Raw genomic sequence first — 25,222 nt, 5'->3', positions numbered from 1 at the left:
GCATGCAGAATAATCGTTTCATGCATTGATTTAGAGGATGGATCAGGACAAAATATTGTGATTAGCGGACACGGAGAAGACGCTTGAAGTACTTATGGACTTACGAACGAAGTATCCATAGTGTTCGCCTGATGGCTGATTTTGCCGCAGAGCTCGGGACCAGTCATAGCCAGATTCTGACTGGAACTGGTATAGAGCAACACCAGCTACTTGATCCGAATATGCTGGTGACAGGGCAGCAAGAATTGCAACTGATCCGTAATCTGGTAGAGAAGTTCGGACATCGACCTTTGCTCGGGCTGGAAATTGGAACCCGTTATCACTTTACCACCTTTGGTTCATTAGGACTGGCTTTGATCAGTAGTGCCAATATACGTGAAGCCTTAAATTTTGCCTTGGCCTATTTTCCCTTGTCCTTTGCATTTAGCCAGTTTGTGGTATCAGAACATCCGGCTACACACGATATCCAAATCGAGATCGTGGTGGATCAAGGGATTCCACAAAATTTATGGCAGTTTATTATTCAGCGAGATGTCGCTGCACTAATGACCGTGCAACGCGATTTAATTCAGGATCAACTTTGTCAAAAGATCATGTTTTCATTTCAAGCTCATGGAGAAACTCAGGCTTATGTTGAGCTATTTGGAATTAGCCCGGAATTTGGTGCATTAAAAAACCTGATTGTATTAAATGCCGGAAAAATAGACCAGAAACTCAGTATGGCCAATGAGCTGGTGCTACAGGCTGCGGAACAACAATGCCGACAGATGCTGGATAAACGACAACCCCAAAAGAAATATACCCATCAGGTTCAGCAAGTCTTGATGAATAACAAAGGTGAAATTCCGTCGATGGAGGAGGTTGCGGATTGCTTGCATTTAAACTCACGGACCTTGCGTCGTTATTTGGCTCAAGAGCAGGTAACATTTCTCCAGATCAGGGAGGAAGTGCGGAAAATACTTGCAGACTATTATCTGTCTTTAACCCAAACGTCTATTGAGCAAATTTCCGAATGGCTGGGTTATGCTGAGCCTGCCAGTTTCATTCATGCCTACAAACGCTGGTATGGCAAAACACCTCATGCAACCCGATTAAAAAAATAAAGTGTAGAAAATAACGATTCCGTGGCATATAAAAGATAGAGGAAAGCGAAATAAACAAAAGGGAATCACTGTTCAGCTTGATTGAAGCGTGGACAGATATCAGGAAGATAGAAAGGTAGCAGGCCATGCTTTTAGAACAGGATTTAAGTCCAGCGGAGTTTAGTCTTTTTTCCGAAATACTCTGGAAATTAGGCTCGGGAAAAGGACAGCAAAGCTTACGCGAAAGCCTTATTGCAGACATTGCGACCTTGTTACGTGCAGATTTTGCAGCATCCTATATCTGGGATGCAAAACAGCGTTTGTCCAGAAAAGGCATCATGTGGCAAATTGATCACAAAGCCATGTTGGAATATGACACCATTTGGCAGCACAATGATCCGATCACGGCACAGCTTCGCCAGCGGCAACATCCCACCTTTGTGAATGAAATCATTTCTGCAAGCGCGCTTAAAAAAACAGATTACTACAATGAATTTTTACGGCCTTATGGTCTCTATCATGGCCTGAATGTTTATTTTGTACGAAATGGCATGGATCTTGGAGACCTGCGTATCTGGCGCGCCAAAGATTCAGTCATGTTCAGTGACCGTGAGAAGAGGATATTAAACCTGCTGGAACCTTATCTGACCCAAGCCTTAGCCATGGATTTATCTTGTCCCGATGTTTTAACGCCACGCGAGCAGGAGGTCGTAATGTTAGTCGCGAAGGGACTAAGCGATAAACAGGTTGCCAATTTACTTGAGATTGGTTTTACCACGGTCAGGACCCATCTTAAAAATGCCATGCAAAAAATGGGCTGTCATAATCGTACCGAAATGGCACGGCTCATCCATTGTCAATCAACTCCTCAATTTTGAGGATATCACGTGACTTTATATCTGTACTAAATTAGCACAACAATTACTTAAATGGATTTTAAGTCACCATGCTCAACATCAATCAAAAACTAAATGCGGATCAAATCATTCACCTCAATAAAGCCAGCATTGACCAAGTTACCCGTTTGGTTCGTGAGCGCAAAGTCAGTTGTGAACAGCTCGTCCATTTTCATTTTGACCAGATTGAACAGCAGCAAGGCTTAAATGCCTTTATTAATGTCGATAAAGCAGCGGCCCTTGAACAAGCGCAGTCCTGGGATCAACATATGGCGGATGGGAAAGCTTGCCCCGCCTTGATTGGGATATTGCTTGCGGTGAAAGATAATATCCATGTTGCTGGTTTTGCGAATACGGCAGGAACCCCAGCCTTAACTGATTTCCGGCCTAAAACGACGGCTCCCGTGATTCAGGCCCTGATTGATCAAGGTGCAATTGTGGTGGGCAAAGCCCATATGCATGAATTGGCATTCGGGGTGACGGGTTATAACACCGCCATGCATATTGACGATGTGATCGGTACGCGTAATGCGGTTAATCCTTTACATATCGCGGGCGGTTCTTCTTCTGGCAGTGCCGTTGCAGTCGCTGCTGGCATGGTGCCGATTGCAATGGGGACGGATACAGGTGCATCGGTTCGATTACCCAGTGCCTTAAATGGTTGTGTTGGTTTTCGCCCAACGGTTGGACGCTATGCTCAAGCAGATATCACCCCGATTTCACATACACGGGACACCGCGGGGCCGATGGCACATTGTATAGCTGATATTATTCTGGTGGACCAGTTGATTGCTCCATCAACTCAGCCTATTGCATTGCCGACCCGACCGATCAGGCTTGGAGTCAATGCCTATTTTTGGGAGGATCTGGATGAGGATGTGCATGAACAGGCACATGCGGCACTGCATTGCTTAAAAACCGCAGGCATCGAAATTGTTCCCGTAAATATGCCGGATTTAGCTCAACTCAACCAGCATATTTCATTCCCATTGGTGATTTATGAAGGTAAATATGACCTGATTGACTATTTAAAACACCAGCAGATCAATCTCGGTCTGGAAGCACTGGTCGAGCAGATTTCAAGTCCAGATGTAAAACATATCTTTCAGCAGAATATATTGCCGGAAATGCTCATGGATGAGACGGGGCAATCACTACCCGTACAACCGTTATATCAAAAAGCCATACAGGAAGCTCGACCACAACTGCTGGCGCTTTACCAGACAGTGTTTCAGGAGCATCAACTTGATGCCTTGATCTTTCCCACCTCACCAATTGTGGCACCACTCGTGGATGAGCAGGTCAGTTCGATTGATCAGTTCCAGAGATTGATCCGCAATACCGATCCGGGCAGTAATATCGGCTTGCCTGGGCTCAGTTTACCGATTGGTTTAGGAAAAAAATCACAACTTCCTGTAGGGCTGGAAATTGATGGACTACCGCATACGGATCATCAACTTTTAGCCATTGGACAGGTCTTGGAACAGATTTTAAGCAATTTAAATCCTCTCTAAAATAATGAGAGCCGCAATACATCGCCCGTTGCATTGAAAACGGGCTTGGTCTGTCATTTTTGAAATTACTAGCGGCCTCAGGCTGACTCAATCAATAACGGCAAAGGATACAAAATGAAATGGCAAATCCGCGTGCTCAACCCTAGTATTAGACTGACTTTATAAGAATCGGTTTACGTTTATTTTATGTTTTTAAAGAAAATTTTAGCTGTTTGTGTATTAAGTAGTATGTTTGCAATCAGTGGCTGTCAAAAAAACGAGCAAGATTCCAAAGAAAAAATTGAAGAGGTACGTCAATCTGGTTTCAAAATGGATGCGGCACAGATGATGACGCATTTACATGTTTTTGAACAAATTGCCAAACAGCATGGTGGCAATCGCGCAGTGGGGACGCAAGGTGGTGTGGCCAGTGCAGATTATATTTTAGATCACGCCAAGAAAGCAGGCTTTACCACAGAACTTCAGGCTTTCGAAAATCGTGAAAAGACCAAAGGACAGAATATTATTGTAGAGATTCCGGGTGAATCGAAACAAGACATTATTCTACTGGGAGCCCATTATGACTCGGTCAAAATGGGGCCCGGAATCAATGACAATGCCTCCGGCGTCGCCTTGTTACTTGAGTTAATGGCACAATTATCTCAACAGAACATAAAGCCCAAGCATAGCATTCATCTGGCATTCTGGGATTCGGAAGAAGTAGGAATCGCAGGGTCTCAAGCCTATGTGAAAAAACTGACTGCTGAACAGTTAAAGGCGATTAAGGCTTATATCAATGTGGATATGGTGGGCACCAAAGACCCTGAAATCCTGATTGCAGATGGCGATAAGTCATCAGTAGACGAGATGGAAAAAATGTTAAAAGAACGTGGCATGCAGGAGCAGGACTATAAACCATTACTCGATGGTTTACGCAGTATACCAAGCCATAGCGGTGATTTAGCCTTGGAGAATACGCTCAAAGAATTTTTTAAAGCAAAAAATTTAAAAATTAAAGAGGATGTCGCCACCTTAACGGCTAGTGATACAGCTCCATTTTTAGGTAAAGTGCCTGTGACCTCTGTCATCTTGTTTAATGAACAAATGAAAGGTGATGAGCTTGAGTTCGCGCCGTGCTATCACAAAGCCTGTGATACCATTGAGCAGGTCGATCCAAAATCGATGCAACTGGCAGGTGATGCGGTAGTTTACTTACTCCAGTCACTCGATAAAAAATAATTCTAAAATTATTGTGAATGATAAAAAAGGAAATCTCAGGATTTCCTTTTTTATGTCATGGCATCTAGTGCTATTTCATATTGGCTTGTCGCTGGGCGATATATTTTTCGTTAAAGAAACCACCTAAAGGAATAAATGCCAGAATAAATAATCTCAGTAATTCCGCTTTCGACCATACCGCAGCCGTGCTGATCAGATTCCACAAATAGAAAAGAAATGCCACGCCGTGGATTGGTCCCATAATTTTGGTCGCTACAGGCAGATCAAAAGCATATTTAACAGGAATGGCAACCACAAACAGAAGTAATAAAGTTACCGCTTCAAGGATGGAGGCCAGGCGCAAACGTTGCAGTTTTTGGATGGTAATACTCATAACATCGTCTCAGGAGAAGAATAAAAACTTAAAAATGACTGAAGCATAACATCTTTATCGGTCATAACGCTTGCGCAACTGAGTCACTTGCTTGGGAATGGCTTGATTCACGATGCTCCAGCAGGATTGATAAAATCATTTCATTAATTGATTTTATGCAACTTGTTGCATAAAAATTATTGTCCCGATATGATCAACTGAATCAACAACGAAGCCTTCATGATTTTGAATGGCTGAGTCTATGGAAATAATAATGTATCGTTAAAAGAGTAGAAGTCATGTCAAAAATTCCAGCAGTGTTCAACAACCTCAGACTTCCTGTGATTGCCTCTCCATTATTTATCATCAGTACACCGCAACTGGTGCTCGCCCAGTGTAAAGCGGGTGTGGTGGGGTCAATGCCAGCTTTAAATGCACGACCGGCAGAAAAACTGGAGGAATGGCTCAAGGAAATCACTGACGGAATTGCGGAACACAATGCCTTACATCCTGACCGTCCTGCGGCGCCATTTGCGATTAACCAGATTGTGCATAAAAGTAATAATCGCCTCGAACATGACATGGAACTGATCGTTAAATATAAAGTGCCGATCGTGATTACCTCTCTAGGCGCCCGTACTGAAATTAATGAGGCCACGCATAGCTATGGTGGCGTAGTCTTGCATGATGTGATTAATAATCGCTTTGCCCAAAAGGCGATTGAAAAGGGGGCAGATGGCTTAATCGCGGTGGCTGCTGGCGCAGGCGGACATGCTGGCGTGAAAAATCCATTTCCATTGATTCAGGAAATCCGGGAATGGTTTGATGGACCTTTGGCCTTATCAGGCGCAATTTCGACAGGGGATGCCATTTTGGCCGCGCAGGCAATGGGCGCTGATTTTGGTTATATCGGTTCTGCATTTATTGCAACCCATGAAGCCAATGCAACGGCTGCTTACAAACAGGCTATCGTAGACCATAACTCAGATGAGATTGTCTATTCCAACCTGTTTACCGGCGTACACGGTAATTATCTGGCCCCCAGTATTCGTGCAGCGGGGCTTGATCCAGCCAATCTGCCAGAAGGTAACTTAAAAGACATGGACTTTAGTACCTCTAGTGAAGATGGTACACAGCATAAAGTGAAAGCGTGGCGAGATATCTGGGGATGTGGTCAAGGTTTAAATGCAGTGAAAGCAACCACTTCGGTTGCCGAGCTGGTTGATCGTCTTGAAAGAGAATATCTTGCAGCCAGACAACGTTTAATGCTGGGTTAGCCTTTGATGAAATAAAGCGCTGAAAATCATAATTTTAGTGCTTTTCAAAGCACTATCATCATTATTTTTGAACAATTAATGCCAGTTTACCCACATGTTGTCCCTGGGTTAGAAACTCATGTGCCTGACGCGCTTGTTCCAGATCAAAAGACTGATAAAGTAATGGTTTGATTTGGCCTTTAGAAATTAGAGGCCAGACTTTTTCCTGCAAGGCTGACATGACTTCCGCTTTGGCTTCGGGTGACTGTGAGCGTAAAGTTGCGCCAGTATGGGTAAGGCGTTTTGCCAGCATCGGAAAAATATTGAGGTTCTGTGCGAGGCCTTTTAAGACACCAATTTGTAAAATCGTACCATTCATCGCAGCAACTTCATAATTTCGCTGGATATAATCGCCTGCAATAATATCCAGAACAAAATCCACACCTTTACCATCGGTATGTTTTTTAACTTCTTCAACGAAATCCTGTTCGTTGTAATTAATGGCAACATCGGCACCAATACTCAGACTTGCCTTCTGTTGTGTAGCACTTGAAACCGTGGTAAAAATTTTCGTTGCACCAAATGCCCGGGTCAACATGGTGGCTGTCGTGCCAATACCTGATGTCCCGCCATGAATCAGGATCGAGCTATTCGGACGGAATTTGGCATGCTGAAATAAATGCGACCAGACGGTCATAAAGGTCTCAAGTAAAATACCGCCTTCTACCAAAGTCAGTCCTTCGGGAATAAAGAGTACATTGTCCTGATGAGCAACCACATATTCAGCATAGCCACCGCCCGGTACCAGTGCACAGACCTCGTCACCCGCTTTAAATTTGCTGACCGATTTCCCCACCTGTTTGACAATACCTGAGACTTCCAGTCCAGGAATATCGGTCACACCCGGTGGCGGTGCATATAAGCCCTGACGTTGCATGACATCAGGTCCATTAATTCCGGCAGCAACTACTTCAATTAAGACGCCGTCATCGGTCAGTTCCGGCATTGGTCTTTCACTGACCGTAATAACTTCGGGGCCACCCGCACCGTTAAAGGTAATACATTTCATAAGATTGAACCTTATTCGATATTTTATAATTTTGCATAGACTGCAGTAGTGCCAACAAAGAACAACTACTGCATTGAGTTAAACCAGAATTAAGCACCCGACTTGTTTTTGCCTAAGGTGGCGACAAGGGCCAATTCCATAAGTTTACCGAATGGGGCATGTAGCAGACTAGGAAGATTCCAGCTTCCTTGATCAAAAACACCTTTGGCATGACTCATGGAGCGGAAACCTTCGATGCCGTGATAGGCTCCCATACCGCTTGGTCCGATACCACCAAAAGGTAAATCATCCTGAGCCACATGAATGATGGTATTGTTGAGGCCGACATTACCCGATGTGGTTCGTCTCAATAACTTTTTACAGTCCGCGTCTTTTTCCCCAAAATAATATAAGGCAAGTGGACGATCCCGCTGATTAATATAGTCAATCACTTCATCAATATGACGGTAGGTGCGTATCGGTAAAATCGGCCCAAAGATTTCTTGCTGCATAATGGCATCATCGTCCTGTGCGCCCACCACTAAACTAGGTGCCAGGGTACGAATACGATTTGACGCTGATTCAGGTTTTACCCCGATTTCAATCACCCGCGCACCGTGCTGACGCGCATCATCAAGCAGCCCTTGCAAACGTACATAGTGCCGCTCACTTACTATCGAACTATAATCCTGACAATCTGGTCCATCGGGGTAAAATTGTGTCACCGTTTCATTGAATTGCTGGATAAAATCTTCCAGATCATCTTCATGCACCAGTGCATAATCAGGCGCAACACAGGTTTGTCCGCTATTGGACAGTTTTCCATACACAATACTGGTCATGGTCCGACGATTGACATGTCCACGCGCAACAATTACCGGACTTTTACCGCCAAGCTCAAGCGTGAGCGGGACAAGATGATCACTGGCGGCCTGCATGACTTTGCGACCCACAGCGGTACTGCCGGTAAATAATAAATGGTCAAACGCTAAGGCACTGAAATCAGCGCCTACCTCAGGCCCACCTAGAATCACAGCAACTTCATCAACTGAAAAAATAGTTGCCAGCATACGATGCATCACTTCACTGGTGAGTGGCGTTAGCTCTGATGGTTTGATCATTGCCCGGTTACCGGCGGCCAATGCAGTGGCGAGCGGAATCAGCGTTAATGAAACAGGGTAGTTCCATGGTGACATTACGCCAATAATCCCTTTGGGCTGGTATTCGACATAGGCCTTTGCCGAACGGTAAATCAGGCTGACATGACGTTGCTCTGTTTTCATGAATCGACGTAAGTGACGTGATAAATAATCGATCGCCTGTACAACGCCAACCAGTTCCATGATATCTGTTTCATGGGCTGAACGATGTCCAAAATCTTCACTGACAGCCGTTTGTAACTCAGTACGATAGGCGATTACCGCTGCACGTAGCTTCGCCAGATTGGCTTTGCGTTGTTCTAAATTCGGCGGCTCGCTGGCTAAAAAAGCCTGACGCTGCTGTCTCAATATTTCGGATAGATTATTCACATTACTACTATTGTTTAAAGTGTCCATCTTAAACCTCATAAATTCTGGCAGATCAACTGCCGACATTTAGTTTTCAGCTAGATTCAAATCTGTTCAAAGGTAAGTCCAGCATGCTCAGTCAACCGTTGAATAAACCGATCATCAAACATGCTGGCTGGTGTCCAGAAGCCCCCTGAACGCCCCGTCTTTTGACCTTCTTTATAATGATCAAGTGCAAGACTCAAGGCGGCTTGTCCCAGCATTTTTCCGGTCGACCCATAGCCCGGATCACGGTCGCCCGTCACTTTGATCCTAAGTTTTTGTCCTCCTTCGGTTTTACCGATAAAACGTAAATCAAACCGTCCTGCAAGCTGTTGTTCTGGTGTCGGACCTTCACCTGGTTTTGGTAACATATAACGTTCCATGAGCTGGCTTACCGGTTTCGTCACTGCTGCGAGCATGAAGACGCCCAAGCCAGAAACCACGCCTAAGGCTTTGAAACGTCCTTTTAAGCCTTCGCCCGTTAAAATGGCTTCGTTATAACTAAAATTGCGACCATAGGCATTACCCGATAAAGCGTTAGAACGATGCACGACACGCTCATTGACCGCTGCCATCACGAAAGGCGCAATCCATGCATTAAAATCAGGATCAAATTTCGCGGATTTAATATAAATTTGTCGTTGGCTGTTGCCATGATCAGGTGGGCAAAGCACATAAGGATTAACCAGATCTTTACGCAGGGCAGGATCGGCTGCAGCTTCCTGAATGACATTGATGAGACTTGCAACCGTACCGCCGGATGCACCGCCTTTTAAGGTCTTGACCCGCATGCTGACTTGGGTTGCCGGCGCATCAAACTGTTTTTGTGCCTGTTGCTGTAAGTAATAAACCCCCATATCCGATGGAACCGAATCAAAACCGCAACAATGCACAATACGGGCGCCAGACTGTTGGGCTTGAGATTCGTATTTCTCGATCATTTTTTTGATCCACTGGGTTTCGCCGGTCAGATCACAATAATCTGTACCGTTGTTCACACAGGCCTGAACCAGCGGTTCACCATATAAGGCATAAGGCCCAACTGTTGAAACCACCACACGTGTCTGTGCACACAGGGCATTCAGTTCAGCTGGATTGCCCGCATCCGCGATCAGGATGGGCAACGATTCACCCAAACGACCTAAACTATTTTTCAGTTCTTGTAATTTTTGTTGAGAGCGACCGGCAATGGCCCAGCGCAATTGTTCATGTTGGGTCGACAAATATTCTGCCAGATATTTGGTCAGGATTTGCCCGACAAAACTGGTCGCACCGAATACAACAAGATCATAATTGCTTTGTGTCATTGTTTATTTTCCTTGATTTTTAAGTTGTTTGAAATTTAAAGCGGTTTTGGCAAATTCAGTACCACCTGAGCATCTTCCACCACATCCAGACGAAGAATCTTGGAGGCACCCAGCTGATCCAGTAACTGGCTTAAAGGTCCACCATGACGAATCAGTTCGACTTTTTCTGGTAATAACTGCTGTGCAAACGAGAGCGGATTGGATTGCACCAGTGTCTGATGCCATTTGCCATCAACCTGATGTAGCATGGTGGCTTCAGTCATTCGGGATTCAGATTTCACCGGTTTTAAAGGCGGTGTCACCGCAGTCAGGCTGAGATCAACCTTACCGTGAGTGTCGGTCAGATTAGCATTAATTTGTTCGGGGCCGATCTCGACATTGATCTCGGTACGCCATTTCGGCAGTTGATAGCCATAGACACCACGCACGCGGGCGATTTCGGTATCAACAGGCAGGGCCAATACATGGGCATAGAAATGACGTTGACGGATCGAGTTTGCTAACTCCAGAATATGTGGCCCATGTGCATTGGGTTTACGCACTACAATTGCAACTGAAACTTCGTTATAAGGATCGTTATCACAAACAGAATAATGGAAGAAGGTGAGTGCAACCAATCCATAACCTGGCAAGGCATGTAACGGTTCCAAAGGAGAGGGTAACTTTTGCTTTAGCTGTTGCAGCGGCGCTAACATAAGAACTTGTACGTTGCTGCTACGATAATAAAAATTCGGTGCCCAGACCGGACCCACTCTCGATTCCACCAGCTGTTTTGGAATCTTGCGAAAAAAATCGATATTTCCGGCAGCAGGATCCTGAGCAACTTCATTCAGATCCGGATTCATTCTAAAACGGTCATAGTAGCCGCCTTTAGGAACGCTCACCTTGTGCTGTCCAAATTCAACTTCAGTAAACTGTTTATTGCTGTTCATCTTCGTTAACCTTTCATTGATCAAGTCATTTAAAATGCCTATATTGGAACCCAAAGCACTTTTCACCTGAAATCACTATAAGATTAAAGTCGACTTTAATGTCAAGCCCTAAAGTTTCAGTTTTAGAAAAACCTGCATCGGATAGGTTGAATTGATGTAAACACAACAGACAGCTGAATACTTTTAAAATTAAATAAATTTTTTTATTTCAAATATTAATGTTAAAAATTATCTTTTATTTATGATTTATAAAATTACATTTTTATGATCAGAATGGGACAAAAAGTGTTGACCTTAAAGTGAACTTTAATCTTAGTATAGGGTTACTATCCCTGCGGATAGTCTTAAAAATAATGTGATTTTACTGACATGCATTACAACATAGATCATGACTCGACAGTGTAAAGCTTACACAGGAGAAACAAAGATGGCGTACGTTACGACAAAAGATGGTGTAGAGATTTTTTATAAGGATTGGGGTCCACGCGATGCACAGGTCCTCTTTTTCCATCATGGCTGGCCACTCAGTTCTGATGATTGGGATGCCCAGTTACTCTTTTTCTTAAACGAAGGTTTCCGTGTCGTCGCACATGATCGTCGTGGGCATGGTCGTTCCAGTCAGGTTTGGGATGGACATGATATGGATCATTATGCCGATGATGTCGCTGCAGTCGTGCAACATCTTGGCATCAAGAATGCCATTCATATCGGACATTCCACCGGAGGCGGGGAAGTGGCGCATTATATCGCGCGTCATGGCGAAGAAAATGTTGCCAAAGCCGTGCTGGTCAGTGCTGTACCACCGATTATGGTGAAAACGCCGAATAATCCTGACGGCTTACCGAAAGAAGTGTTTGATGACTTGCAAAACCAGTTGTTCAAGAACCGATCGCAATTTTATTATGATTTGCCGGCCGGTCCTTTCTATGGTTTTAATCGTCCTGATGCCAAACCATCTGAGCCTGTGATCTGGAACTGGTGGCGCCAAGGCATGATGGGGGGTGCCAAAGCACATTATGATGGCATTGTGGCTTTTTCCCAGACCGATTTTACAGAAGATCTGAAAAAGATTTCAGTGCCCGTACTGGTGATGCATGGCGATGATGATCAGGTGGTTCCTTATGAAAATTCGGGCGCATTGTCAGCCAAGCTAGTGCAAAACGGCACGTTAAAAACGTATAAAGGTTTCTCACATGGGATGCTCACCGTAAATGCGGATGTGATTAATCCTGATTTACTGGCATTTATTCGTCAATAATCCATTTTACTTAGCATAATTAAAATAGAGGCCTACGTGCCTCTATTTTTTATGATCTAAATAACTGAATCTAAAAATATTTATAAAAAATATCTTATTCCATTTGATAAACCTCTTGACATTAAAGTGAGCTTTAATCTTAAAGTAAATCCATACTCAATGAGGTCACAATAATGAAAGTATTTGAAAAACTGGTTTTCCCGAATGGTTCCGAGATCCCTAACCGCATTGCCAAAGCTGCTATGGAAGAAAATATGGCAGACTTAAATCATGCACCGTCGGAAGAACTGATGCGTTTATATCAGGCCTGGGCGGATGGCGGCGTTGGTTTAATCATTACCGGTAATGTGATGGTCGATCGCCGTGCCATGACCGGACCTGGCGGTGTGGTGCTGGAAGATCAACAGCATCTGGAAAGCTTTAAACGCTGGGCACAAATCGGTCGTTCTAAAGGCGCACAAGTGTGGTTGCAGATCAATCATCCGGGGCGTCAGATGCAATCCAATTTAGGTCAGGAGACTTGGGCACCTTCGGCGGTTGCATTAGATCTGGGCAAAATGTCAGATCGTTTTAATACACCGATTGAAATGAATCAGGCCATGATTCAGGAAGTGATTGACCGCTTTGCCAATACCGCACGTCTGGGTGAAAAAGCCGGCTTTACCGGGGTTGAAATTCACGCAGCGCATGGTTATCTGCTCAGCCAGTTCCTTTCCCCCCTGAGCAACAAACGACAGGATCAATGGGGTGGTTCTCTGGAAAATCGGGCACGCATTCTGATCGAGATCGTTAAAGCAGTACGCGCTGTGGTTGCTGATACCTTTACTGTTGCAGTAAAACTCAATTCGGCAGATTTCCAGCGTGGTGGTTTTAGTGCCGAAGATGCGCAGCAAGTGGTGCAGATGCTAAATGAACTGGCTGTAGATCTGGTCGAGTTGTCTGGTGGTAGCTACGAAGCACCAGCCATGCAAGGTCAGGCACGCGATGGCCGCACTTTGGCCCGTGAAGCCTATTTTCTGGAATTTGCACAGGAGATTCGTAAGGTCGCCAAGATGCCCGTGATGGTCACGGGTGGAATTCGCCGTATACAGGTGGCGGAACAGGTGATTGAAAGCGGCGTGGATATGGTCGGGATTGCCACTGCTTTGGCTATCGAGCCGAATCTTCCTCATCAATGGCAGCAAGGGCAGAACACGGCACCTGAATTAAAGCCTATCCACTGGAAAAACAAAACGCTGGCGTCTTTGGCCAATATGGCTACAGTAAAATTTCAGTTGCGTAAACTCAGCCTTGGAAAACGCCCGAATCCTAAAGTTTCTCCAGCATGGGCACTAATTCTGCAACAAGCTGCGATGGCACGCCGCACCCGTCTCTATAAAAACCGGATGCGTCACTATAGTGCAGCCTGTTAAAAGATACAGCTTGGACATGTTTTTATCGGTTACATCCTGAAGCTAAAGCCAATGACAGTCCCTCTGCCATTGGCTTTTTTAGTTATGGTTCTTTTTGCACCCTACAGGCAGACAATGAGATCAAAGCAAGTGCGCTACAACCTATGCTGTCGTGTATAAGATGATTCGCTTGACCTAAAACTAAAGAAAAATCATGGACTAAAATGGTAATTCTCAAGTTTGTTTTCTGCTTAGAACGATAACTAGCTTAACTCAAATAAAAAAACACCCGCTTTCAGTCTGAAAGCGGGTGTCAGTTATGGAATACATTTATTTTTTATGCTGACTGGCTTGATCCAGTGCAGGATAAGCAACTGGCATATTCAGTGCCAATTGGGCATCTTTCACCACATCCAGACGTAAAATCTTCGCTGCACCTAAATCATCCAGAAGCTTCGTCAGTGGGCCGCCGCTACGCACCAGTTGCACATCCTTTGGAAATAACTTTTGTCCAAATGCCAGTGTATTTGATTGGACCGAGGTGCTGTGCCATTTCCCGTCAACCAGTTGATACATGGTCTTGGTTTCAATTCTTGACTGTGGCTTCACTGTTTTAATTTTTGGCAAAGCTGCGCTGAGGCTTAGATCTGGGGTGCCATCGGTATTAAAAATCTGGGCTTTCAGTGTTTGACTGCCAATATTCAGGTCAATCGGTGTCAGCCATTTGGGCAACTGGTAGCCATAGACACCACGGACACGCGCTATTTCCGTATCGACAGGTAAAGCCAGTACATGACCATAGTATTTATGGCTGCGCATTGAGCTCAATAGTTCAGTGCTATTGAAATGATGTGCACCGGGCTGACGAACCACAATGGCAACCGAAACTTCATCGTATGGATCAACATCCCCCACAGCATAAGAAAAGAAGGTCAGTGAAACCAGACCATAGCCAGGAAAAGGCTGCAAAGGTTCAAGGGGTGCAGGAAGCCTGGCTTTTAGTTTTGCGATTGGGGCAAGCATCAACAATTGCACATTACTGGTCCGATAGTAAAAATTCGGTGACCAGACTTTCCCCACACGGGTTTCCACCAGCTTTTTAGGAATAGTACGGAAATAATCAATATTTCCAGCGGCTGGATCTTTTGCCACTTCATCTAGATCCGGATTCATGCGAAAACGATCGTAATAACCACCTTTAGGTACATTGACTTTGTACGGACCAAATTCGACCACTGTGGTTTGCGCTGTGTCCTGTGTGGTATTGGCAGGTTGCTTCGGCTCAATGGCATAAGTTGCAGTGCTGAGTAACACACTTGCGGCTATCGCCGAGATAGAGCGATTTAAATAACGATGATTAAAATTCATGAGATTCCTCCGGTTCATATTTGAAATGCTAAGATTAAAGTTCACTTTAAGGTCAAGCATTTTTGCAGGATTTTATGCAAGCCATGCACGGGAAGAATGGATCAGTAGGGAGATATCAGTTCACTGAACAGGGGGGATGTTAAAAAGCCAGATTCAAAAATCTGGCTTTTCAAGCGATATTTTATTTTAAAGTAGCGAGACGTTTGACCACAGCTTCTGCAATTTCTTTACTCGACTGTGGATTTTGTCCGGTAATAATGCGGTCATCCTCAACCACATAAGACGTAAATGGAACCCAGGCACGCTTGTAGTCTGCACCGCGCTGGACCAATCCATTTTCTAAGGAAAAAGGGACTTGGGACTTGATCCCTGAAAGGGTTTCTTCAATATTGGCAAATCCGGTCACGCTTCGGCCTGCAATCAAAGCTTTGCCATTTTTGTCCTGTAGTGGCAGCAAGCCTCCTACACCATGACAAACAGCAGAGACCACGCCACCTTGCTGGTAAATCTGCTCACTGATCTTTTTCAGGCCCTCATTGTTTGGAAAATCCCACATGGTGCCGTGACCACCAGTATAATAAATGGCCTTATAGCGGGATGGATCAATCGCTTTCGGGGCAAGCGTGGTGTTTAAACGTTGCATAAACTTAGGATCGGCTAAATGAGCTTTGGCAGATTTATCCAGATAAATTGGTTTTAAGCTACGCTCATCCAGTGGAACTGCGCCACCTTGCGGACTGACAAAATCCATGTCATAACCAGCCATTTGAGCAATGTCATAAAAGTGGGTAAGTTCGGTTAGCCATAAGCCAGTATGGTCTGAACGGGTAGGGTAAGCTGAGTGGTTGGTCATCACCACCAGAATTTTGCCTAAGGACGGGGTGTGTACATTTTGCCCAGGTTCACCAGCAAAGACGGGGTTAACCGAAAAGACCAGCATAAATAGGCTGATCCACCACTTTTGAAAATTCCAACGTTGCAACATGACAGGTTCCTCATCAATCACCTGTCAATCATCCTATGCTTAAAGTAGGCTTTAAGGTCAATAGCTTCCTATCCGTTGCTCAGCAAAAACCATTAGAAAAGATGATTATTTTTCAGCTTTATCAGCGGTATAATAAAGATTGAGCAGGCGCTGTGCATTTTCTTCACAGGTAATTTCATCCGGCTTGTTATTAATTGCTGTAATCATCATATGAAGATTGAGTTTACTCATGGCCAGTTTCTGTTCTAATTCTTCAATATCCTTAATTTTACTTTCCAGCAAACCAATCAGGATATCGTGATCCCAAGTCGTCACATTCGACGGTAAAAAAGCCTTGATCTCTGTCAGCGAAAAGCCAACCTGTTGTGCTTGCTGGATCAGGAATAATTGTTTCAGATCATTTTCACTATATTCCCGATAGCCATTAGATTTACGTTTTGCCTTGGGTAACAGTTTGATCTGTTCATAGTAACGAATCGTAGGCGTACTTAAACCGCTTTGTTTTGATAATTCGCTAATATTCATTACTGATTTCCTCTTGACATTAAAGCTAACTTTAGACTTATAGTGGGCTAAAAGCAAGACTAAAAATAATGTAAAAGCTGAGGTGAAAAATGTCTAAACGTATCCTGCATGTGGTGACCAATATTGCTCAATATGAAACAGTTGATCGTCCCACTGGTTTATGGCTCCGGGGGGTGACCCATGCCTACGATGAATTTGAGAAACAGGGTTATATTCAGGATATTGTAAGCCCTTTGGGAGGTCACTCTCCAATTGAACCCAAATCACTGGAGCGTTTCGTCGCGGATGCATCTGTCTTAAAGCGCAAAAATGATCCTGCCTTTATGCAGTTGCTGGAAACCACCAAAAAACCTGCTGAGATCAACTGGCAAGATTACGATGTGATCTATTACACCGGTGGGCACGGCGTGATGTGGGATTTTTTAGACAATCCTGAACTGCAACAGATCACCAGCAATATTTATGAGCATGGTGGCATCGTTGCCAGTGTCTGTCATGGTTATTGTGGATTGCTCAATGTTCAGCTTGCAAATGGACAATATCTGATTGCGGGTAAAAAACTGACCGGTTTTGCCTGGTGTGAAGAAGTACTGGCAGGGGTGGCGAAAAAAGTGCCCTATAATGCCGAACAACTTGCTAAACAACGTGGCGCGAAATATGAAAAGAAACTGATTCCGTTTATGCCAAATGTGGTTCAGCATGGCAAGCTGATTACGGGGCAGAATCCTTTTTCAGCACGTGTGACTGCTTTAGCCATCATTGAAGCATTAGAAAAAGCTTAAATGAGCGGATAAGCAGATTAATTGATAGAAAAATAACATGATTTTGTTTACAAAATTACAAATGTAAACGATAATTATTATCAATTAGGTAAAGTTTTATAATTGAATGACACACTCCCTTAATTTCACCAAGAAACACAGTGCAATTCTTGGTGAATCACATCTGAATCAGCCACTTACACAGGGTATGGTCTGTAAACCGTTGTTGTTGGCAACTGCGATAGCGTTATCCATGAATTTAAATGCGGGCCAAAGCGTTGCAGTGCAGCCGTTAGGCCATGCCGAAAGCACAACGTCATTATCAAATAAATCACTTCAGAGTTCGGCCCAAAGTAATGCCCAGAACCAGATTTATCAGATGACACCGATCGTGGTACAGGCCGAAAAAGACGATACCCTCCAGTTTGGTCAGAGTGTATTAAACCAGAAAGCTATTGACCGTTATCAAGCCAATAATGTCGCACAATTGCTGGATCATATGCCCAGTGTAGGATCTGCGGGTTCTCCAAGACCAGGTGGGCAGACCATTAATATTTTAGGGATGGGCGGTGTCGAGGATATTCCGATTACCCTGGATGACTCGGTTAAAAGTTTTGATAAATATCGGCAGGGCTCAGTGTTTATTGAACCCGAAATTTTAAAGAAAATTACGGTCGATAAAGGGCCGCATAATGTTGAAGTCGGTAATGGTGGTTTTGGCGGTAAAGTAACACTAGAAACCAAAGATGCAACGGATTTACTGAAAGATGATCAGCAGGTCGGTGCATTTTTAAAGTATTCGCGTTTTTCCAATAACCAGCAAAATACTTATACCAGTGCGGTTTATGCTCAAAGCAACAATGGCCTGGTCGATGGCATGTTTTATTACACCAATCGTGATAGTGGCAATGTGACCCGCCCAGACGGCACAAAATTTTTATACTCCGCCCAAGAACAAAACACCTATCTGGCCAAGCTGAATTTCCATCCAAGCGACAGTCAGAAAATCACTTTCAATGCCATGCAAAGCGGGCATGATGGCTGGGAACCTTTTGCTGCCATGCGTGATCAGGATGCAGTACCAACCGAAGCCGATATTAAGAAATATGGCTATGAAGAGGCATGGAAACGCCGCCTGGTTTACCGTGACCAGAAAGATAGCAGCTATTCCATCGGCTATGAGTTCAATCCGGCATCCAATCCTTATGTGAACTTTAAAGCCACGGCTTCGTATTCCAAGACAGATCAACATGACCAGCGCTTACCGAGTGTGAATGGATCAGCTGCAACCTTGGGCAATGAAAGCTGGGTCACTTATACCAACACGGCTTTTAAACTCAGTAATATCAGTGATTTTGATACTGACTATGGCACACATAAATTAAAAGTCGGTGCGCAATATCAGAAAATGGAGCAGAACTCCCTGATTTACGATAAAACCAACTCGAAAAAGCCAGATTATAATTTTGGTTATTATGAGCCAAATTATATGCCGGCTGGGGATCAGCAGATGCTGAGTGCCTTTGTGGAGGACCAATATCAGATCAATAATGTCACCATTACGCCTTCTATTCGCTACGACCATATTACCAACACGGGTAAACCGAACCGTGCGTCACGCTATAACGACCCTGAAGCGGGACATGATTATTCAAGCAAAACCTACACTGGCTGGTCGCCGCGTTTAGCACTGGCTTGGAAGCAGGCCGATTATCTGACCTGGTTTGCCAATATCAGTAAAACCTGGCGTGCGCCCCGTGTCGATGAACAATATTATGTGCAATCCGCGATCACCTCTGTACCTTCAACCAGTCGTTATTTATCGCCTGAAAAAATGTTCGCGCTTCGCTTAGGCAATGAAATGAACTTCGATGATGTATTTGCCGAAGATGACCATTTACAAGTTCGCCTGACCTATCATCGTAATCGTGGATCTGATGAAATCTTCCGTAACCGTTCCACCTTCTGCAAAGCACAAGCTGAAAACAATGCCAACGGCGGCAATGGCAGCATCAATGACTGCAATGGAAAATATCCTCATGGTTTTTATCGTAATGTGAATGATTATACGATCAAAGTCTATGAGGCCGAGCTTTTCTATAACCAGCCCATGTGGTTTACCGGATTAACCTATTCTTATATTCGCGGGCAACGAGATAACTCCCCAGTCAACCCATGGTTTGACCAGAAAACCTGGATGACCGATATTCCACCGCGAAAAGCCACAGCAACTTTGGGCGTGAATGTGCCAGAGCATCACCTAACGATGGGCTGGCGCGGGATTTTTGTGGCGGCACAAGACCGTAGTCTTTCGGACAATGACAAATCTATCGCTGCCTCTTCATTTTCGCTGCCGAAAACCAAAGGTTATTCATTGCATGGTGTCTATGTGGACTGGCAACCGATCGGGACAAAAGGGCCTACCTTAAATATATCGATTGATAACCTGTTTAATCGAGACTACAAGATGTATCTGGGTGAATATATGACTGGCACAGGCCGGGATTATAAATTCAGTATTTCCCAGAAATTTTAACCTTCTCTGTAGAGTAAATTCATTAAAGCTGAATGCATCACTCAACCGTACAGCGCTTCAACCAGCATGTGGCGCTGTATAAATCAGATGAAGTGGTTGCCGGCTTAAAACCATTAAATAACCAATAGACAAGATTTTTACTCTTTTAAAATTCACTAGTAATTTTAGTTTTTGTCGATATTTCAATCAATATATCATGTATTTAACATAAAAATCAGAGAAAGCTTCAATCCACCTTGACTTTTGTTAATGATAATTATTATCATTTAAATATGCATTGTTTGAGTCAGATCATTGTGAACAGAACCCCGCTGCTTATAGATGAATTATATAAAAACCATCGTGGCTGGCTTCACCAATGGTTGAGGCAAAAACTGGGCAATACCGAGCAAGCGGCTGATCTGGTTCAGGATACATTTATTAAACTTCTACAGACCCGTGATGAACTTTTAGGGATCAAAGAACCGCGTGCCTATCTAACCTCTATTGCCAAGAACTTACTGATTGATCAGGTGCGCCGCAAGCGTATCGAGCAAGCATATCTGGATGGTTTAAGCCAGATGGAATACATGCTGGACGCCGTTGCTTCACCAGAAGACCAGATGCAGATTATTCAGGCGCTTGAACAACTGTGCAAGGCACTGGAAGGGGTGTCTGCCAAAGCCCAACAGGCGTTTATTCTGCACTATCTGGAAGGCTACACCCATAAGGAAACCGCACAGCAACTGGGTGTATCAAGCAAAATGATCCAAAAGTATCTGGCAAGCTGTCTGGTCCAGTGCTATCAGGCACGACTACTTATGGATGCGGTATAAATGGCGATAGATCAACCTGATCAGCGTCAACTGGTAGAAGAAGCGGCACTATGGATTGTGCAACTCAGCTCAGATGACGAATCGACACGTCATCATGCTCAATTGAAGTTTAACCAATGGAAACAGCGCAGTCAGCATCATCAGAAAGTAGCCGCAGATATTGAGCAATGCATCCATTCGATTCAGATCGTATCTCAAGCCATCCCTGATAAAAAGCTGGTTAAATCTGCGCTTAAGGCAGGGTTGGGCTCTAGCAAAACCTATAAATATCTGCGTGCAGGAAGTGCTTTTTCGCTTGCCTTATTTGCGTTCAGTTGTGGAATGTTATTTTTAACGAATTATTCTGTGGCTTATTTGACGGCAGATATTCAAGGAGATACGGCCCAATGGACCGATCAAACCTTGGCAGATGGTTCTCGTCTGATTTTACGTGGAAAGAGCGCCGTCAACGTCAATTTTCAGGGCAAGCAACGTGTGATCGAATTAGTACAAGGGCAGATCTATATCGATGTAGCCAAAGATCCGCACCGGCCATTGATTGTCAAAACGCCGCATGGCCAGATTCAGGCGCTAGGTACGGCGTTCAGCGTGGACTACTCAACTGAAGCGACGCAGTTAAAAATGTTACATTCCCAGGTACGGGTACATGCGGCCAATGGGTATTCCCAACCCTCCGTCATTGTCAACGCAGGCCAGGCTGTAAGTCTGAATCAACACGGCATACAAGCACTGTCCACAGTCAATATTTATAATGAACAACAAAAATGGCAGAAACATCAGCTGATGGTAGAAAATTTGCCGCTTGATCAGGTGTTAAAACAACTGGATCAAAACTATAAGGGCAAAATCCTATTTAACTCAGCGGCATTACATAAGATTCAAGTCAATGCCGTTTTGCCTTTGGACCAGACCCATGATTCACTCAAATTATTGGCAAGCGTTTTTCCAGTGATAGAGGTGTATCAAATTACGCCTTATCTGGTTGTCGTTACCACAAAAAATACCCAATGACCGTAATATGGCGGGCATTTATCTATTTATGTTCAAAAAAATTAAATTTTTTTTTAAATTCAGGTTCCACTTTTTTCAAAGCTGTTCGTCATAGTAAGTAGAAGCAATTCATTTGGATCATTTTATTCAAACATATTAAATGATTCTTATTTCGATTTACCGGGGCGGTACAATGAACAACACTGGAAAAGGGAAAATGCAAAATCGGAACTTATTTCGATTTTCAACACTCGCATTTGCAATACATACGGTGTGTATAGGTAGTTTAACGTTGCCTTTACAACACGCCTATGCGGAAACTGCGGATATAAAGACCTACGATATTCCGGCAGGATCCCTGGCCAATGTATTGAACCAGTTTGCAGAACAATCCGGTACCTCAATTGCCATTGATGCGCAACAGTTAAAAGGACAAAGCAGTTCGGGTTTAAAAGGTAGCTTTGCGCTGGAACAAGGCTTTCAACACATTTTAGCCTCTTCAACATTTCATGCCCTAAAAGTCGGCCAAGGCTATACGCTGGCGCCTAACACGACTCAAAATACCCATCGTATCACTGCGCCCACAACGACATTAATCAATAATACAACTTCTCAGCAGATTCAGAATGATGAAGTAGCCGTTCGCTTGACTCCGCTTGTAGTCTTTGGTCAGGAAAATCGTGATACTCAGGGCAGTAACAGGGTGTATGATGCCAACCGCTCTTCAGTCTATGCAGGCAAAGACTATATTGAGCGCTTCAAAGGCACCAATCCTGCTGATGTATTACAAGGGATGGTCGGTGTTTATAGTGGCGATGCCCGAAATAGCGGCGCACTGGACCCGAGTGTGCGTGGTGTGCAAGGCGTGGGTCGGGTACCTTTGACCATTGATGGAACGGAACAGTCAATTGCGGTATGGCGTGGCTATAATGGCGTAAATAACCGAAATTATATCGATCCCAACCTGATCGCAGGCATTGAAGTAATTAAAGGCCCGTCCTTAGAACGTAATACCACGACCTCAGTCGGTGGCGGTGTGGTGGTCAAAACCCTGGAAGCGGATGATATCGTTCGCCCCGGTAAAACATTTGGTGCCGAGCTCAAAGTTGAAGGCTCAAGCAACTCAATCGACCCATCGCTTCCGGACATGAGCAAAGTCGGCAAAAATTATGATGATACGACGCCGTGGAACGATGTAAACGGGAAAAAGTACGATCCGGATATCTATAAAAAGAACCGCAGCAGAAATGATAATTCTAACTTCTCTGGCGATGATCTCGCGGGCCGACTGGCACTGGCAATGAAGCAGGACAAATTTGATTTATTGGCAGTTTATGCAGTACGCGAACGTGGCAACTATTTTTCAGGTACACATGGGGCAGCCTATTATAAACGGGCAGAACCGAGTAATAGCCTTGATTTTATTCCTTATTTTGCACATTCATACAAACCGGGCGATGAAGTACCGAATACCTCAAGCCAAATGGAATCGTGGTTATTCAAAGCCAACTATCGCCCAACTGATGATCAGGCACTGAAACTGACCTATCGAGACACCAAAAATAGATTTGGTGAAATCATGCCGTCACGGATTGAATGGGGGCTAACGCCTGATATAGGTGTACCGCAATGGCCACTCAGCAATATTCGTTCTAAAGCCTATAGTCTGGAATATAAGTTTAAACCTGAAAATATTCAGTGGGTCGATTTCTATGCCAATATCTGGCAGACCGATACCGAAAGCCAGACCTATACACGCGGTGGCTGGCCAACCACGATTGATTTTCGAGACAACCGCATTATCAATACCGCGATTAGTCATTCTGATAACCGACGTCAGGGCATCACGATCAGTAACAAAGCCAGATTGTCCCAACAACTTGATTTAACACTGGGTGGAAGTTTCTTAAAAGAAAAACTCAGTTCTGATGATATTTACGGTGAATATGGCCCAAGCTATTCCTTATATCAAGCCTTACCGCGTGCAGGCCGCCGTGAAGAAAAGACCTTTGATTTTAATTTTAACTATCGTCCCGCTTCATGGTTAAGTTTTGATGCAGGGATGCGTTATCGCTCCTACTGGGCTTTTGATGACTTCTTGAATAAATCCCTGCGAGAGGGGGTTGATCCGGCCTTAAATCCATTATTTACCAAGAAAAGCAAGCTCAAGGAATACAGTTTTGAATATCAGACCATGCCTGAAAGTTATAGCGCTCAGCAGCAACGCATGCTGGACCGGTTCACTCAACGTTATGCCAGCAGAAATCCAGACTGGGATGGCAAACTGGAAACGGTTCCTGCTTCAGAAAGTACATTATATAACCTGATCTGGTCACAGAAAAATACGCTTACCTGGAAAGCAGATGACAACGGTCAGCTAAATTTGGCCGATAATGTATTAGAACGGCTGAATGCCTTAGGTCAAAAATATGTGATTACTGGCAGTGGCAACTTAAGCCCGGCAGTGATTGAACAGGTTCCGATTGAAATGGCGCAAAAAGTAAAAGACAGTGGCTGGGCACCTCAGCTTGGCGCCTCCCTGCATTTAACTGACAATAACCGGCTCTATGTCCGTTATGCAGAAGAGTACCGTTTACCTAGCCTGTTTGAAAGCACGGTTGGCTTTTCCGCTCTGATGCCTTATCAAGCGATCAAACCCGAACATGCGTTTAATTATGAAGTGGGATATGTCTACGACATGCGTGACTGGTTGAGTTCAGCACGAAATGCCGATCTCAAACTGGCGTATTACTACAATAAAACCAAAAACGTGATCGAGCGCAATCAGAACCTGATTTTCACCAATATGGATGAGCAAAAACTTTCCGGGCTAGAACTGCAAAGCCGTTTTGATAATGGCGCTTTCTTCACCGATCTGAGCTTGGCTTATAACCTGAAGAATCAAGTCTGTGACAGCAATAGTGCCATCGATAAAATGATTAATAGCGGCACGGTGCAAACGGATCAGGGGATGCAGTTCCGTGATGCCTATAAACGTTGTGTCGATGATGGTTTTCCGAATGGCTATCTGGTTACCATGTCGACTCCCGAGCTGAGTGCCCATGCGTTGTTGGGCGCACGTTTTCTCGATGAGAGATTAGAGTTGGGTGCGCGTGCAACCTTCTACAAAGGCTATGAAAGTCCGCTGCGTAAAAATAATGATGCAGGGATCAACAAAGGCTATTACCTCAATGTCCCGTTGGCCTGGGATGATACCTGGCTTTTTGATGCTTATGCACGCTATCAAATCGATACCTATAACACGGTTGAATTTGTGGGCAACAATCTTTCCAACCAGTTCTATATCGATCCATTAACGCGAAGTGCCATGGCCGCACCCGGCCGTACTTTGAAAGTCAGCTGGACCACCAAGTTTTAACACCGAATTTAATTTCCTCTTTTAAATCAGCGGGAATTAGATAAGCGTAAATAATAGAG

At 44.3% G+C, this 25,222-nt stretch carries 20 protein-coding genes; 12 read left to right on the top strand and 8 right to left on the bottom strand.

Going from position 1 to position 25,222, the window contains the following annotated elements; all coding sequences use genetic code 11:
- The first annotated feature begins 83 nt into the window (after window positions 1-83).
- The 4 genes from J699_RS16275 (at window position 84) to J699_RS16290 (ending at window position 4,710) form a co-directional block, all read left to right on the top strand.
- Entirely contained in the window at window positions 84-1,103 is a 1,020-nt protein-coding gene (locus tag J699_RS16275; RefSeq protein ID WP_032869624.1) for an AraC family transcriptional regulator, read from the top strand.
- 125 nt (window positions 1,104-1,228) lie between these two features.
- The gene (locus tag J699_RS16280) at window positions 1,229-1,960 is read left to right on the top strand and encodes a response regulator transcription factor (RefSeq protein ID WP_032869626.1); all 732 of its coding nucleotides are present in this window, start codon (window positions 1,229-1,231) and stop codon (window positions 1,958-1,960) included.
- A 68-nt stretch (window positions 1,961-2,028) separates the two neighbouring features.
- Window positions 2,029-3,492, top strand: a complete 1,464-nt coding sequence (gene iaaH, locus J699_RS16285) for an indoleacetamide hydrolase (RefSeq protein WP_032869629.1) — start codon at window positions 2,029-2,031, stop codon at window positions 3,490-3,492.
- Between the two features lie 186 nt (window positions 3,493-3,678).
- Window positions 3,679-4,710, top strand: a complete 1,032-nt coding sequence (locus J699_RS16290; RefSeq protein ID WP_032869631.1) for a M20/M25/M40 family metallo-hydrolase — start codon at window positions 3,679-3,681, stop codon at window positions 4,708-4,710.
- A gap of 70 nt (window positions 4,711-4,780) precedes the next feature.
- Here J699_RS16290 and J699_RS16295 read toward each other — a convergent pair whose 3' ends face one another.
- Complete coding sequence (locus tag J699_RS16295) at window positions 4,781-5,083, bottom strand: DUF3817 domain-containing protein (protein WP_032869634.1); 303 nt, start codon at window positions 5,081-5,083, stop codon at window positions 4,781-4,783.
- A gap of 278 nt (window positions 5,084-5,361) precedes the next feature.
- Here J699_RS16295 and J699_RS16300 point away from each other — a divergent pair, with 278 nt between their 5' ends.
- The gene (locus J699_RS16300) at window positions 5,362-6,339 is read left to right on the top strand and encodes an NAD(P)H-dependent flavin oxidoreductase (protein ID WP_032869637.1); all 978 of its coding nucleotides are present in this window, start codon (window positions 5,362-5,364) and stop codon (window positions 6,337-6,339) included.
- Between the two features lie 61 nt (window positions 6,340-6,400).
- On the opposite strand, the gene J699_RS16305 is transcribed toward J699_RS16300, so the two are convergent.
- The 4 genes from J699_RS16305 to J699_RS16320 form a co-directional block, all read right to left on the bottom strand.
- A complete protein-coding gene (locus J699_RS16305; RefSeq protein ID WP_032869639.1) occupies window positions 6,401-7,387 on the bottom strand; it encodes an NAD(P)H-quinone oxidoreductase in 987 nt (328 codons plus the stop codon).
- A gap of 89 nt (window positions 7,388-7,476) precedes the next feature.
- Entirely contained in the window at window positions 7,477-8,922 is a 1,446-nt protein-coding gene (locus J699_RS16310; protein ID WP_032869641.1) for a coniferyl aldehyde dehydrogenase, read from the bottom strand.
- A 56-nt stretch (window positions 8,923-8,978) separates the two neighbouring features.
- Window positions 8,979-10,223 carry a saccharopine dehydrogenase family protein gene (locus J699_RS16315; protein ID WP_032869644.1) on the bottom strand — a complete coding sequence of 415 codons (1,245 nt, stop codon included), beginning with the start codon at window positions 10,221-10,223 and terminating at the stop codon, window positions 8,979-8,981.
- Window positions 10,224-10,258: 35 nt separating this feature from the next.
- Entirely contained in the window at window positions 10,259-11,155 is an 897-nt protein-coding gene (locus tag J699_RS16320) for a hypothetical protein (RefSeq protein WP_032869647.1), read from the bottom strand.
- Window positions 11,156-11,582: 427 nt separating this feature from the next.
- Between J699_RS16320 and J699_RS16325 the strand changes: the two genes are divergently transcribed.
- The gene (locus J699_RS16325; RefSeq protein WP_032869652.1) at window positions 11,583-12,413 is read left to right on the top strand and encodes an alpha/beta fold hydrolase; all 831 of its coding nucleotides are present in this window, start codon (window positions 11,583-11,585) and stop codon (window positions 12,411-12,413) included.
- A 173-nt stretch (window positions 12,414-12,586) separates the two neighbouring features.
- A complete protein-coding gene (locus J699_RS16330) occupies window positions 12,587-13,825 on the top strand; it encodes an NADH:flavin oxidoreductase/NADH oxidase family protein (protein WP_032869655.1) in 1,239 nt (412 codons plus the stop codon).
- A 309-nt stretch (window positions 13,826-14,134) separates the two neighbouring features.
- On the opposite strand, the gene J699_RS16335 is transcribed toward J699_RS16330, so the two are convergent.
- From J699_RS16335 to J699_RS16345, 3 genes are all read right to left on the bottom strand, one after another.
- Window positions 14,135-15,172: an acetoacetate decarboxylase gene (locus J699_RS16335; RefSeq protein ID WP_032869658.1), complete on the bottom strand. Its 1,038-nt coding sequence runs from the start codon at window positions 15,170-15,172 to the stop codon at window positions 14,135-14,137.
- A 181-nt stretch (window positions 15,173-15,353) separates the two neighbouring features.
- Window positions 15,354-16,157, bottom strand: coding sequence for a type 1 glutamine amidotransferase domain-containing protein (locus tag J699_RS16340; RefSeq protein ID WP_032869775.1), 804 nt, complete (start codon window positions 16,155-16,157; stop codon window positions 15,354-15,356).
- A gap of 105 nt (window positions 16,158-16,262) precedes the next feature.
- Window positions 16,263-16,682, bottom strand: a complete 420-nt coding sequence (locus tag J699_RS16345) for a MerR family transcriptional regulator (RefSeq protein ID WP_005285892.1) — start codon at window positions 16,680-16,682, stop codon at window positions 16,263-16,265.
- An 89-nt stretch (window positions 16,683-16,771) separates the two neighbouring features.
- Between J699_RS16345 and J699_RS16350 the strand changes: the two genes are divergently transcribed.
- From J699_RS16350 to J699_RS16370, 5 genes are all read left to right on the top strand, one after another.
- Window positions 16,772-17,464, top strand: a complete 693-nt coding sequence (locus tag J699_RS16350; RefSeq protein ID WP_032882687.1) for a type 1 glutamine amidotransferase domain-containing protein — start codon at window positions 16,772-16,774, stop codon at window positions 17,462-17,464.
- Window positions 17,465-17,570: 106 nt separating this feature from the next.
- Entirely contained in the window at window positions 17,571-19,979 is a 2,409-nt protein-coding gene (locus J699_RS16355) for a TonB-dependent hemoglobin/transferrin/lactoferrin family receptor (RefSeq protein ID WP_416202124.1), read from the top strand.
- A 296-nt stretch (window positions 19,980-20,275) separates the two neighbouring features.
- Window positions 20,276-20,794: a sigma-70 family RNA polymerase sigma factor gene (locus tag J699_RS16360; RefSeq protein WP_032872596.1), complete on the top strand. Its 519-nt coding sequence runs from the start codon at window positions 20,276-20,278 to the stop codon at window positions 20,792-20,794.
- Complete coding sequence (locus tag J699_RS16365) at window positions 20,795-21,805, top strand: FecR family protein (protein ID WP_032869662.1); 1,011 nt, start codon at window positions 20,795-20,797, stop codon at window positions 21,803-21,805. It begins immediately after the preceding gene.
- Window positions 21,806-22,001: 196 nt separating this feature from the next.
- On the top strand, window positions 22,002-25,163 hold the full coding sequence (locus J699_RS16370) for a TonB-dependent receptor (RefSeq protein ID WP_318533238.1): 3,162 nt from the start codon (window positions 22,002-22,004) through the stop codon (window positions 25,161-25,163).
- The last annotated feature ends 59 nt before the right edge of the window (window positions 25,164-25,222 follow it).

This window comes from Acinetobacter sp. 1000160, from assembly GCF_000588715.1.
Taxonomy (GTDB): domain Bacteria; phylum Pseudomonadota; class Gammaproteobacteria; order Pseudomonadales; family Moraxellaceae; genus Acinetobacter; species Acinetobacter courvalinii.
Note: the sequence above shows the minus strand (reverse complement) of the source record. Positions and strands in the feature narration are given on the sequence as shown.

Bases quoted from the DNA above. Each gene is read 5' to 3' on its own strand.
- J699_RS16280 (WP_032869626.1), top strand. From the start codon at position 1,229: ATGCTTTTAGAACAGGATTTAAGTCCAGCGGAGTTTAGTCTTTTTTCC.
- iaaH (WP_032869629.1), top strand. From the start codon at position 2,029: ATGCTCAACATCAATCAAAAACTAAATGCGGATCAAATCATTCACCTC.
- J699_RS16290 (WP_032869631.1), top strand. From the start codon at position 3,679: ATGTTTTTAAAGAAAATTTTAGCTGTTTGTGTATTAAGTAGTATGTTT.
- J699_RS16295 (WP_032869634.1), bottom strand. From the start codon at position 5,083: ATGAGTATTACCATCCAAAAACTGCAACGTTTGCGCCTGGCCTCCATC.
- J699_RS16300 (WP_032869637.1), top strand. From the start codon at position 5,362: ATGTCAAAAATTCCAGCAGTGTTCAACAACCTCAGACTTCCTGTGATT.
- J699_RS16305 (WP_032869639.1), bottom strand. From the start codon at position 7,387: ATGAAATGTATTACCTTTAACGGTGCGGGTGGCCCCGAAGTTATTACG.
- J699_RS16310 (WP_032869641.1), bottom strand. From the start codon at position 8,922: ATGGACACTTTAAACAATAGTAGTAATGTGAATAATCTATCCGAAATA.
- J699_RS16315 (WP_032869644.1), bottom strand. From the start codon at position 10,223: ATGACACAAAGCAATTATGATCTTGTTGTATTCGGTGCGACCAGTTTT.
- J699_RS16320 (WP_032869647.1), bottom strand. From the start codon at position 11,155: ATGAACAGCAATAAACAGTTTACTGAAGTTGAATTTGGACAGCACAAG.
- J699_RS16325 (WP_032869652.1), top strand. From the start codon at position 11,583: ATGGCGTACGTTACGACAAAAGATGGTGTAGAGATTTTTTATAAGGAT.
- J699_RS16330 (WP_032869655.1), top strand. From the start codon at position 12,587: ATGAAAGTATTTGAAAAACTGGTTTTCCCGAATGGTTCCGAGATCCCT.
- J699_RS16335 (WP_032869658.1), bottom strand. From the start codon at position 15,172: ATGAATTTTAATCATCGTTATTTAAATCGCTCTATCTCGGCGATAGCC.
- J699_RS16340 (WP_032869775.1), bottom strand. From the start codon at position 16,157: ATGTTGCAACGTTGGAATTTTCAAAAGTGGTGGATCAGCCTATTTATG.
- J699_RS16345 (WP_005285892.1), bottom strand. From the start codon at position 16,682: ATGAATATTAGCGAATTATCAAAACAAAGCGGTTTAAGTACGCCTACG.
- J699_RS16350 (WP_032882687.1), top strand. From the start codon at position 16,772: ATGTCTAAACGTATCCTGCATGTGGTGACCAATATTGCTCAATATGAA.
- J699_RS16355 (WP_416202124.1), top strand. From the start codon at position 17,571: ATGACACACTCCCTTAATTTCACCAAGAAACACAGTGCAATTCTTGGT.
- J699_RS16365 (WP_032869662.1), top strand. From the start codon at position 20,795: ATGGCGATAGATCAACCTGATCAGCGTCAACTGGTAGAAGAAGCGGCA.
- J699_RS16370 (WP_318533238.1), top strand. From the start codon at position 22,002: ATGCAAAATCGGAACTTATTTCGATTTTCAACACTCGCATTTGCAATA.